The following is a 12250-nucleotide window of genomic DNA, read 5'->3' on the forward strand; positions in this document are numbered from 1 at the left end:
TATTACTAATCTATCATCTGTATTGGTGGATTAGTTTTGCAGACTATTATGAGTTATAGGCTTGATATATTTTATACTGAAACGTACCCTTCTCAGGAAACATTTTGACAATAAATAGTTAATAATAGATTTATTTATTGTGTTATAATTCCAAACTTTAAAAAGTAAATTTGAATTAAGAGGACAAGTATGGACTTTTTTATCTCTAAAGCGTATGCAGACGCAGGACAAGCATCTGAAAGCAATCCTTATTTCTTACCTATCATGTTGGTAGTGTTTGGTTTATTTTTCTATTTTATGATCATGCGCCCACAACAAAAACGAGCTAAAGCTCATCGTGAGTTAATGTCATCTATTTCTAAAGGTGACGAAGTGTTAACTAATGGTGGCTTAGTTGGTCGTGTATCTAAAGTTAACGAAAATGGTTATATTGCGTTAGAGTTAAATGATTCTACTGAAGTAGTAATTAAACGTGACTTTATTACATCAGTGTTACCAAAAGGAACAATGAAATCACTATAATAAGATAATCTTGTTATAGCTCATTGTGTTAATTACCTAACCCACAAGAGAATATGTCGTGTTAAACCGCTATCCTTTGTGGAAGTATATAATGTTGGTCGTCGTAATTTGCGCCGGCCTCCTTTATGCGCTTCCAAATATTTATGGTGAAGATCCTGCTATACAAATTTCCGGGTCACCGGGTTCTGAAATTACTGTAACCACCCAAGATAAAATCAAAAAGCTACTGACTGATAATCATATTGAACCTAAGTCATTTGTATTTGAAAATAAATCTATTTTAATTCGTGTTGGCGATAATGATACACAGCTAAAAGCCAAAGAGTTAATTTCTGAAGCGTTAGGTGACACTTATATTGTTGCCTTAAATTTAGCTCCAGCGACCCCAGCTTGGCTTACCATACTTGGTGCCGAACCAATGAAATTGGGGCTTGATTTGCGTGGTGGTGTTCACTTTTTAATGGAAGTGGATATGACAACAGCTTTAAGTAAACTAACTGAACAGTCCATTGAAAACCTAAAAATTGAGTTTACTAATAGCAAATTAAAATATAAATCTATTGCGAAAGACAGCAATCAGCAAATAGTGATGCAATTTGAAAATACAGAAGATCGCAATAAAGCCATTACTAAAATTAATGGGTTACAAGATTTCAAAGTTGCTTCTCAAAGTGAAAATAGTATTGTACTAAATATCAGCGAACAGCGCTTACAACAAGCCAAAAGTGATGCTGTCCAACAAAATACTACTATTTTGCGTAATCGTGTGAATCAGTTAGGCGTAGCTGAACCAATAGTTCAACGTCAAGGTTCCGATCGCATCGTAGTAGAGTTACCAGGTATTCAGGATACTGCTTTAGCAAAACGTATTTTAGGTGCAACAGCAACACTTGAGTTTAGACAAGTAAATGAAGACAATACCGCTAATTTACCAGCTATGCTTAGTGGGGACATGCGAGTACCTTATGGTTCAGAAATTAAATATATGGCCAGTGGTCGCCCTGTTTTACTGTATAAACGTATTGTTTTAACTGGTGATCATATTACCGATTCATCCTTTAGAGTTAATGAATATAGCCAACCAGAAGTTGCTATTACACTGGATAGTGCTGGTGGTAAAACCATGTTAGATTTTACGCAAAAAAATCTTCATAAATCTATGGCAACTTTATTTGTTGAATATAAAGATACCGGCAAACGTGATGAAAATGACAAGCCAATTCTTGAAAAACAGGAACAAATTATCAATGTTGCTACTATTCAAGGTATCTTTAGTGATCGCTTCCAAGTAACCGGTATTAGTAATGTAGATGAAGCTAAAAATTTATCGCTATTGTTACGTGCAGGGGCATTAATTGCACCGATTCAAATTATTGAAGAGCGAACTGTTGGACCATCAATGGGGCAAGAAAATATCACCCAAGGTTTAGAATCTTGCTTATGGGGCTTATTGGTTTCAGTTATCTTTATGTTAGCTATGTACCGATTATTTGGTGTGTTCGCCAGCTTAGCCTTAGTTGCTAACTTAATTTTAATTGTTGGCGCTATGTCTTTATTGCCGGGGGCAACGCTAAGTATGCCGGGAATCGCCGGTATTGTATTGACTGTTGGTATGGCGGTTGATGCTAACGTTTTAATAAATGAACGTATTAAAGAAGAACTGAGTAATGGTCGTGGAGTTCAGCATGCAATCAATGAAGGTTATGCGGGTGCATGGAGTAGTATTTTCGATGCTAATTTAACCACATTAATCACCGCAGTTATTCTTTATGCAGTTGGAACCGGCTCAATAAAAGGTTTTGCGATTACTTTAGGCATTGGTATTGTAACATCAATGTTTACTTCGATTGTAGGTACACGAGCACTTGCCAATCTTATTTATGGTGGTCGTCGTGTTAATAAGTTATCAATTTAGAGGTTTATTGTGATTATTAATAAAAAAGAAAATCATGATGTTAGAGAGCTAAATCATGGTCGCAGAGTCCTCGACTTTTTGAAGTTTGGTTTTATTGCCTTTGTTATTTCAATGTTATTAGTTGTTGCATCGTTTGTAGTGATCTTTGTCAAAGGTTTTAATTTAGGTCAAGATTTTACCGGTGGTACCACAGTTGAGTTAACCGTAGTTAAATCAGTCAATCTCGACGACTTGCGTAACAGCTTACGTGACGCTGGATATCATGAACCAATTGTGCAATATTACGGTAGTAGTAAAGATATTATTATTCGCTTGGCAGCTGCTAAACAAGAAGATGGTAGTGTTTCATCGGTAATAGATAATGCTTTAGGGACTAAAATATCCAATCTAATTCATAAAGATATTGATGCCGACGCTCAAATTAAGCGTATTGAATTTGTTGGTCCAACTGTGGGTGCCGAACTTGCGCAAGACGGTATTTTGGCGATTTGTGCCGCGTTAGTCTGTATCTTGATTTATATTGCCTTCCGTTTTGAATGGCGTTTTGGTACAGGTGCTGTAGTGGCATTGGCTCATGACGTTGTAATTACGGCAGGTTATTTGTCGCTATTTGATAGAGAGTTAGATCTGACTATTATTGCGGCAATGTTATCCATAATTGGTTATTCTCTCAATGATACCATCGTTGTATTTGACCGTATCCGTGAGAATTTTAGGAAAATTCGTCGGGCATCACCTTATGATGTAATCAATATTTCATTGACCCAAACATTACATCGAACTTTAATGACGTCAGGAACGACACTAGCGGTAGTTATTATTTTATATATCTTTGGTGGTTCTATGTTGAAAGGATTCTCGGAAACATTAGGTGTAGGGATTTTACTTGGTACTATCTCTTCTATCTATGTTGCTGCTTATATGTCACTGAAATTAGGTGTTAAACGCGAACACTTTATGCCACCTAAAGTTGAAGCCGAAGGTGCTGATCAGCCTTCTATTCTACGTTAATTGATTGAACCCTGCCATTGTATGGCAGAGTTCATTTGATCGTATTTTAAACAAGCAACAATCAAATAGATTGACAGTTATCTTGTTGTTGCATATCATTAGCCGCAGTTTTATTTCTTTCTATTGGGGCCATAGCTCAGCTGGGAGAGCGCAACGCTGGCAGCGTTGAGGTCAGGGGTTCGATCCCCCTTGGCTCCACCAATTCAATATTCTGTAAAATTCTTTTATAACCACTAAAGTATATTTAATCAAATATAAAACTAAAAAACAAAGATTTTATCAAAACAATGAAATCATTGGGATCTAATGGTGAGTTAGAAACAATCAATAACTGTGCCTGTGTATTAATGAAATTATATTATATGCAGTGAATATAGGCTTTAATTGATGCTAATCTAGCAGCTAAGATAAAAGATGCTTTCGAAAGTCCTATAAAATGTGAATATGGGGGATAGGTAAATCTCAATAGATTATTTCCTTAGGAGGCTCCCCCATCTAATCAAATTTTTTTAACCACGAAAAATAAAATACGAATACAAATTTTGTGGTTAAAAAATCCCCATGCCTAGATTCACTTTTTGTTGTGGAACTATGTTTGGGACTTCAGATTATATTTTATAAATATAATGACCTTATTTTAAAAGGGTTATATTAAAATTCTCTTGTCTCCCTTATCACAAATGTGGTTATGCTATACAACCTTAACACCTTTTGGTAATGGTTCAATAATTGACATTACAAAAATAAAGCAAAAAACACAAAATCCCGCCATTGTCATAAATACCGCGTTCCAATGAAATTTATCTAGAATAACACCAACAATAAATGGCATTATAGTACCGCCTAATTGTCCACCCATGTTTATTACCCCATACGCAATTGGGTAAGTAGCTTTATCTACACGCCCCATAGCATAAACTGAAAAAGCAGAGTAACCTAAAGAAAGAAAAAGTCCTAATCCAAATAGCATACAAGCTAAAAGTATTTTATTTTCTGGAGCATAAACTAAAGAATACATTGTAAAAATAGTAATCCCAGCACTTATTAGCATCAATGGTTTTCTTCTTTTGTTAAAAACTCTATCAGATAACAATCCACCAAAAAAATTGCCTAATACAGTCCCTAAAAATGGAGCTGCGGCTAAACCAGCAGAACTATAAAGATCAAATCCACGTTCAGAAATTAAGTATTTTGGTAACCAAGACATTAGGATACTTACAATACCAACCATTGTAAAATAACCTAGTGCAGCACCATAAATATCCCAACATTTAAAAACTTCTTTGGAAGATGTTAATTCTGGAACTTTTTTAGTTCTAATAAATTTATCTAACCAAGTAAATTTGAATTCAGGAAGTGATGTTGCTTTATCAACATTGTTTAATGTTAAGCTATCCTCTCTAATATAATCCGCTTCAGCTTTATTAACAAAACGGCTTTCTTCTGGTTTATCTCTAACCATAACATACCAAAATATAGAAAAGATAAGTCCAGGAATTGCAAAGAAAACAAATATATAACGCCAACCTAAAGTCATAATAATCCATGCACATAGAGGGGGTACAATTAACGGGCCAACTTTTGAACCAGCTAAAAATAGACCTGTTGCAGTACCTTTTTCTTTCGCAGGGAACCATTGATTTATTGTTGCTGTAGAACCAATAACAACTGGAGCTTCACAAATACCTACAAGTAGTCTTAAAAATTTAAGCATTAAAACAGAATTAACTAAACCCATTAGACCGGTACAAACTGAAGTAAAAAACATACCTAGTGAATACATTTTTCTAGTCCCAAACTTTTTGGTTAAAAAACCAGATGGTATTTGAAATAATGCATAACCTGCGAAAAATAGACTAATTAATAAACCTGCCATCGTATTACTTAAATCGTATTCTTTTTGAATATAAGGAATAGCGAAACCTATATTGGCTCTATCTGCATTTGCAACAGTATAAATTATGAAAATAAAACTCATTACGTACCAACGATAGTGAGACATCTTTATAGTTTTACTTAAATTATTCATAAAAATTCTCCTATTCACCGATTGGCAATAATTTAGCATTAAAGTTGAATTCGTCATAAAGCCTAGCTTTTGAAAGGCTACTTAATAGATTAGGTTCAACATATTGTTTTATTGTTTCATTACATAACAAAAGGTTTGGGATAGATATATCAGTTTCGTAACCCATGCGGTTGAGCATATTGACTAAGTCTTCTGTAGCTGCATTTCCAGCTGCTCCAGGTGCAAATGGACATCCACCCAATCCACCTATCGCTGTTTCAAAACGAGAAATACCATTATTTAACCCTACTAGCATATTAGCTAACGCCATTCCATGCGTATTGTGCATGTGCATACCTATGTCTATATCAGGAAATTCATTCTTCAATATAGTCAGAATTTGTTGCGTTTGTGCTGGATTTGCAACTCCAATTGTATCGCACAAAGTAATAGCATTAATTCCAACTTGATGAGCCTGTTCAATTAATTTTAATAGAATATAAAGGCTAGTTGCACCAATAAATGGACATCCAAACACTGTTGCTAATGAAAGAGTAAAATCCATATCCGGAAAATCTTGGCGTATTACTTTCATTCCTTCAATAGACTCTTCATGAGTTCGATTTATATTGGCTTTGTTATGTGCAGGACTGACGGAAATAACATAATTTATATGTCGTATTCCTAAATCATAAACTATTTGAGCTCCTTTCAAATTAGGTACAAGCACATGAGAAATGAGATTAGGAAAAAGAGTTAATACTTCATTGATTACCTCCTTTGAATCAGCTAGTTGCGGTATTGCTTTAGGGCTAACCATTGAGGTTATTTCCATTTTTTTTATACCTGATTCTATAAGCTGTTTAATTATTTTAATTTTTATTTCAGTAGCAATATGGTGTTTAATATTTTGAAACCCATCTCTTGGACCAACTTCTGTAATTCTTATTTTTTGAAAACATATTTTAGACATTTTTCCAATCCTCTATAAAATTCCGTTATTTTTTAATTCTTCAATTGTTGCGTCATCAAAATTGAAAAATTCTTTCAACACTTCAGCGTTGTGTTGACCTAATAATGGTGCAGGAGAACGAATAGAGGTTTTTTTATTAGTAAATTTAATTTGATTACCAGTTAAAGTTATTTTCCCAGCAACTGGATGTACCGTTTCAATAAACATTTCACGAGCTACTGCTATATGAGGATCTTTAGTTACACGATCAATTGTATTTATTGGTGCCGATGGGATGCCTACTTTAAGTAGTAAATCGACAATTTCATCTATATTTTTAGTTTGGGTCCAATTTTCTATAATAGGTTTTAATACTGCATGATTTTCAACACGTTTAATATTGTTACTAAACCGTTCATCTTCTAATGCATCTATTTTTAATACCTCTTTTAATAAATTAAATAATTTGTCGTTACCACAAGCAATAATTACAAAACCGTTTGCAGCTTTAAATGAATCGTAAGGATAGATTGCTTCATAACGATTACCAATTCTCGTAGGTATTCGACCAGAACATAGATAAATCATATTAATGATTTCTAATGATGAAACCATTGAATCGACAAGAGAAATGTCAACTTTATCTCCAATTCCTGTTTTTAATCGATTTATGTATGCTGCCAAAATGCCAATTGCACAACTCATTCCACCAGCTACATCAGCAATTGCAGTACCAGTACGAGTGGGCGGTGAATCTGGCCAACCAGTTGTACTCATCAAACCACTCATGGCTTGGCCTATAATGTCATAACCAGCTCTTTGTGAATAAGGTCCGTAGTGACCAAAACCTGATACAGCACCATAAACAATAGCAGGATTAACTTTTTTTAGATCTTCATAATCTAAGCCTAGTTTTCTCATCACACCCGGTCGATAATTTTCTAACACAATATCGCTGGTTTTAACCATTTCAAGAAAGAGTTGTTTACCCTTATCACTTTTAAGGTTTAATGTGATCCCTCGTTTATTACGATTCAGATTCATAAAATAAGCACTTTCACCATTAACTTGTGGTGCGTTAGCACGAGAATCATCTCCTTTACCTGGCATTTCAATTTTAATTACATCAGCACCCATATCAGCCAGTAACATTCCACAATAAGGTCCTGCTAGAACACGAGTTAAATCAAGAACCTTAACTCCACTTAAAACACCTGAATAACTTGACATCATTTTTCTCCTTTTAAAAAAAATAGTTGATTTTATTGCAATGGATATTCAGCAATTTATGTGCCAACAGAGAAAATGAATTGTCAGGAAATATATCTATATGAAAAATATTGTTATTTTAAATAATTAAAAATTTACATCACAAAATAAAGATATCAAATTTGATATTCTTATCGTATTTGATATAAAAGCATAAGACTGATAATACTTTATTATATTTAATGGTAAAAAAGACCTATGTATAAACAGAATGAACCAAATTTACCTAATTTGGCACTTATAACTCCATATCAAAATTTGAGTCATGGAGTCTCGCAACAATCATTAGGACAATTTAATTGCCATGTTTTTCATGGTTCATTAGATATAGCTGCGCAAATAGCACAGACTCTCAATCCTGATATTTATGATGTGATTTTAAGTCGAGGAGGAACAGCAGATTTTATTGATAAGACTACTGAAATTCCAGTAGTTAGAATTATAACAACGGCTTTAGACCTATTACGATCAATTATGCCTTATAAAAATCAGGTAACAAAAATCGCATATTTCAATTTTGGTAGCTATTTACCTTCTGTAGAAGAAATTGCTCAAGCAATGGGTATAAAGATTGATGAATATATTTTCCATAATTCACAAGATATTGAAAACAACATTGATATTTGTAAGAAAAAAAAATATGACTTAATCATTGGAGGAACACCTGTTTATTTTGCCGCTAAAAGAAATAACTTAAAAGCGGCACTTATTGAAAATGGAACTGAGTCTATAGATAATGCTTTAAGGGAAGCAAAAGCAATAATAGAAACTAAACAACGACAATATAATTATTTAGCTAGATTAGAAAGTATTCTTTCTTCTATAAATGAAGGTATCATTGTTACTGATGAACGCAATACAATTTTAATTTTCAACAAAGCAGCAGAAAGAATTTTTAATTTAACTGCATCTAATGCAATTGGTAAGCAAGTTGACCTCATTGTTAAAAATACACGTATAAATCAGGTATTATTAAATCGTTCCCCAGAAATTGGAGAATTACAAGATATAGGAAACACTTTAATTATTACTAGTAGAATTCCTATTTTTAATGCAAATAAATGTATTGGTGTTGTTTGTTCTTTTTCAGAAACTCCTCAAATCCAAAAGGCAGAGAGAATTATTCGTGGTAAATTAGTAAAAAAGGGATTTAATGCAAAATACAAATTTGATGATATACAAACTCAAGATAAAAACTTAAAGAAGATTATTTCGTTAGCTAAGATTTATTCTAGAACTGATGCTCCAATACTACTTTATGGTGAATCTGGAACAGGGAAGGAATTATTTGCGCAAAGTATTCATTTAGCAAGTCAATGTAATAAAGGTCCTTTTGTCGCGATTAATTGTGCTGCCATTCCTGAAAATCTTTTAGAATCAGAATTATTTGGTTATGAAGGAGGGGCTTTTACTGGAGCGAAAAAAGATGGTAAAGAAGGATTAATTGAACTAGCTCATAATGGAACATTATTTTTGGATGAAGTCGGTGAATTACCCAAATTACTGCAAAGTAGATTATTAAGAGTATTACAAGAATATGAGATTATGCGTATTGGGGGTAAAGATGTTATTCCTATCAATATCCGAATTATTAGTGCAACGAATAGAAATCTTGAGAAAATGTGTGCAGAAAATTTGTTTAGAACGGATCTTTTTCATCGTTTAAATGTTTTACCTTTAACATTACCACCTTTACGTGAACGCAAAGGTGATATTTTATATTTGGCAAAATCATTTCTAAAAAAACAACAAGATTTACCTAAGCTTGATCAATTCTTAGATAATTTTAAATATTATCAATGGAAAGGTAATGTTAGAGAACTTAAGCAACTTATTGATCGTTTATCATTATTATCTGATAGTTTTCCTAATTTGAATTGGATTGAAATCTTAGAATTAACAGGCTTTGCTCTAAACAAAGTAGTCACAGAGAATTGTTCTGATTTTTCACTAATTATCGACATAGAAAAAGGGAATTTAAAACAAATTATTCAAAATATGGAAAATAAAATAATCAAATACTATATGGATGTTTATAGACAAGATCAAAATAAAGTAATAAAAAAATTAGGTATAAGTAAAATGAGTTTATGGCGTAAATTGAATAATATAACTTAATATTGTCGCGCTGAATTACTAACAAAAAGGTGAGTAAAAAGTTAATTAATAAAGATAAAAAAGAAAAAATTAAAATTAGTAGTCAAATAATCCTAATTAAACTATATAAGGACGTAAAGATGAAATTCTGTGTAGCTTGTTCAATGCCACTTGAAAAAGAAGAGTTTATAGCACTTCATAATGCGGATGGTGATTTTTGTATTTATTGTGTTGACGACCAAAAACAAGTAAAGTCATGTGAAGATATTTTTAAAGGTGGCGTTGAGTATTTTATAAATGAAGAAAACTATCCTAAAGAATATGCTGAAAAAATAGTTAGAAAAAATATGACGTTGCTTCCTTATTGGAAAAATAATCCGTCAGCTTGCTTAAAAGGTGAAATGCTTTCCGATGAGGAATTTAAAAAACTATTTTGTAAATAATGAATAATATTAATTAATGTAACTAATTGTGTCTAAACGAGTTTTGCTAATTAATTTAGTTACAATTATAAGTCATTACTAGGAAATACAATCTTATGAAAACACCAGAACAATGCTTAGATATGAAGGATATTCGTACTGAAATAGATAATATTGATCATAGTGTTATCCAACTATTAGCTACACGCTTTACTTATGTGAAAGCTGCAAGTAAATTCAAAAAAAATACTAACGAAGTTCAAGCAAAAGCGCGCTTTAATAGCATGCTAGAGCAGCGCAAACAGTGGGCTATAGAGTTAGGATTAAATGGTGATATTATTAAAGACCTTTACGCCGATTTAGTTAGATATTTTATTAATGAAGAATTGAAGCATTTCAATAATAAAGAACAATAAATAGAGTTTGCACATGGGATATACGAATAAACAGCAGTTATTAACTGAAATTAATAAAACGGCTCAATTATTTATTGATGAATTTAGTTCGATTCCTGAGTCGCAAAAAAATGTTTTAGTTGACGGTGTCGATCGCACACCCTCACAAATGCTTGCTTATCAACTTGGTTGGTTAAATTTAGTTAAATCTTGGGATGATCAAGAACTTGCCGGTGACAATCCAGTATTACCGGCTCCGGGTTATAAATGGAATCGGTTAGGTGATCTTTATCAAGAATTTTATAAAACCTATCAAAGCTTATCGTTACAAGAGTTAATCCTGTCATTTAAACAACAAATTGACATATGGAATCGTTGGATTGAGTCCTTAAGTGAAGCGACACTCTTTACCAAAGATAATCGTAATTGGACTAAACCCTATCCTGAAGCTTGGACTGTTGCGAAGTTTATTCACATTAACTCAGTCGCACCTTTTAAATCATTTAGAACCAAAATCAGGAAATGGAAAAAATTAAATACTGCAATTTAAGATAATTTTAAACATTTTTTCAACATTGCTTAAGAGGGAAATTATGGCTTTTTCAGAACAAGAATATAATCAACTAGTGGCATTGAAGTTTGTTGGAACCAAAATAATCGAGCGTCTTGAACAAATGGAGCTCGATTCCTTTGCTAAATTACGCAATTCTTCATTAGAAGAAATTCTTAATAAAGGCGCACTACTAACCGGATCCAGTTGTTGGAAAAATAGCCATCAGGCTAAAACGGCTATATTGAATATATTAACATTGGTAAAACAATCATAGTGATTATATTTGCTTAACCATTTTTCGTTATTAGCAAAATTCAATTCATTAACTATTTAGTAGAATAGATAGTTTTTACAATATATATTCCATTTGAATATCACAACGTTGGTAAGGTGATGGTAAGCCAAAAATTTGTTTAAATCCGAGTTTTTGATAAAGCCCTATTGCTGGTTTTAATTTGGTATTACTTTCTAAATAGATTTTTTTAGCACCGAGTTCTTTCGCCTTATCTAAGGCAGTTTTTCCTAAAAGAAAGCCGATTTGTTTCCCTTGAGCTTTAGGTGATACCGCCATTTTTGCTAACTCATAATCATAATTGTTATTATTCATTTTAATTAAAGCACAGCAACCCACCGGTACATTTTCTAATAAAGCAATAAAGATGTGCCCACCATTGTCTAAAATATATTCTTGAGGGTTATCTAGTGCTTTGTAGTCTGATTCTTCCATTTCGAAGTAATTTTTAATCCACTCTTCATTTAATGCTCTAAACATTACTTGGTAACCTGCTTGGTAAGGAACAATCTCAATCATTTTTGCCTCTAATTTGTTTTAACTCATCAACGCTAATTTATTAGTATTACGTATGATTTTTAACAATTAATATAACTTATTTACTATAAAAAGAAAGTCTAATTTTAACTCGAAGGATTTAGCATGTTATGATTTAATTATATACTAAAACATTATGTTCTCCTGAAACATCTTTACAAAGAGTGATTTCATTTTTTGTATTGTAAATCAATTAAACATGAATAATTTAAAACGATTACCTACGGTAATATTATAACTTATTTCTAAGATTATTAATTAGGTTTTGCTCATTCGA

General features: G+C 32.5%; 11 protein-coding genes, 1 tRNA gene and 1 pseudogene. 9 read left to right on the forward strand and 4 right to left on the reverse strand.

The window, feature by feature from the left end:
- The first annotated feature begins 189 nt into the window (after positions 1–189).
- The 4 genes from yajC (at position 190) to A9G13_RS04445 (ending at position 3649) form a co-directional block, all read left to right on the forward strand.
- Positions 190–522: a preprotein translocase subunit YajC gene (gene yajC / locus A9G13_RS04430; protein WP_065556417.1), complete on the forward strand. Its 333-nt coding sequence runs from the start codon at positions 190–192 to the stop codon at positions 520–522.
- A gap of 58 nt (positions 523–580) precedes the next feature.
- Complete coding sequence (gene secD, locus A9G13_RS04435; RefSeq protein WP_081301160.1) at positions 581–2437, forward strand: protein translocase subunit SecD; 1857 nt, start codon at positions 581–583, stop codon at positions 2435–2437.
- Positions 2438–2452: 15 nt separating this feature from the next.
- Positions 2453–3448 (forward strand): protein translocase subunit SecF, encoded by a 996-nt coding sequence (gene secF / locus A9G13_RS04440; RefSeq protein WP_065557075.1) that lies wholly within the window; start codon positions 2453–2455, stop codon positions 3446–3448.
- 125 nt (positions 3449–3573) lie between these two features.
- Positions 3574–3649 (forward strand) — tRNA-Ala (locus A9G13_RS04445).
- A gap of 490 nt (positions 3650–4139) precedes the next feature.
- On the opposite strand, the gene A9G13_RS04450 is transcribed toward A9G13_RS04445, so the two are convergent.
- From A9G13_RS04450 to A9G13_RS04460, 3 genes are read right to left on the reverse strand one after another with little or no spacing between them, the layout of a single operon-like run.
- Positions 4140–5477, reverse strand: coding sequence for an MFS transporter (locus A9G13_RS04450; RefSeq protein WP_065556419.1), 1338 nt, complete (start codon positions 5475–5477; stop codon positions 4140–4142).
- Between the two features lie 10 nt (positions 5478–5487).
- Positions 5488–6429, reverse strand: a complete 942-nt coding sequence (locus A9G13_RS04455) for a hydroxymethylglutaryl-CoA lyase (RefSeq protein WP_065556420.1) — start codon at positions 6427–6429, stop codon at positions 5488–5490.
- Positions 6430–6441: 12 nt separating this feature from the next.
- A complete protein-coding gene (locus A9G13_RS04460; RefSeq protein WP_065556421.1) occupies positions 6442–7638 on the reverse strand; it encodes a CaiB/BaiF CoA transferase family protein in 1197 nt (398 codons plus the stop codon).
- Positions 7639–7875: 237 nt separating this feature from the next.
- On the opposite strand from A9G13_RS04460, the gene A9G13_RS04465 reads away from it, so the two are divergent.
- From A9G13_RS04465 to A9G13_RS04485, 5 genes are all read left to right on the forward strand, one after another.
- On the forward strand, positions 7876–9795 hold the full coding sequence (locus A9G13_RS04465; protein ID WP_065556422.1) for a sigma 54-interacting transcriptional regulator: 1920 nt from the start codon (positions 7876–7878) through the stop codon (positions 9793–9795).
- Positions 9796–9914: 119 nt separating this feature from the next.
- Positions 9915–10217 carry a zinc ribbon domain-containing protein gene (locus A9G13_RS04470; RefSeq protein WP_141670866.1) on the forward strand — a complete coding sequence of 101 codons (303 nt, stop codon included), beginning with the start codon at positions 9915–9917 and terminating at the stop codon, positions 10215–10217.
- 95 nt (positions 10218–10312) lie between these two features.
- Entirely contained in the window at positions 10313–10612 is a 300-nt protein-coding gene (locus tag A9G13_RS04475; protein ID WP_065556424.1) for a chorismate mutase, read from the forward strand.
- Between the two features lie 13 nt (positions 10613–10625).
- Positions 10626–11141 (forward strand): ClbS/DfsB family four-helix bundle protein, encoded by a 516-nt coding sequence (locus tag A9G13_RS04480; protein WP_065556425.1) that lies wholly within the window; start codon positions 10626–10628, stop codon positions 11139–11141.
- A 43-nt stretch (positions 11142–11184) separates the two neighbouring features.
- On the forward strand, positions 11185–11418 hold the full coding sequence (locus A9G13_RS04485) for a hypothetical protein (RefSeq protein ID WP_065556426.1): 234 nt from the start codon (positions 11185–11187) through the stop codon (positions 11416–11418).
- A gap of 75 nt (positions 11419–11493) precedes the next feature.
- On the opposite strand, the pseudogene A9G13_RS04490 reads toward A9G13_RS04485, so the two are convergent.
- Positions 11494–11964, reverse strand: a pseudogene (locus A9G13_RS04490) (GNAT family N-acetyltransferase); the annotation flags it as partial.
- Between the last annotated feature and the right edge of the window lie 286 nt (positions 11965–12250).

It is taken from the genome of Gilliamella sp. wkB178 (assembly GCF_001690705.1).
GTDB lineage: Bacteria > Pseudomonadota > Gammaproteobacteria > Enterobacterales > Orbaceae > Gilliamella > Gilliamella apicola_K.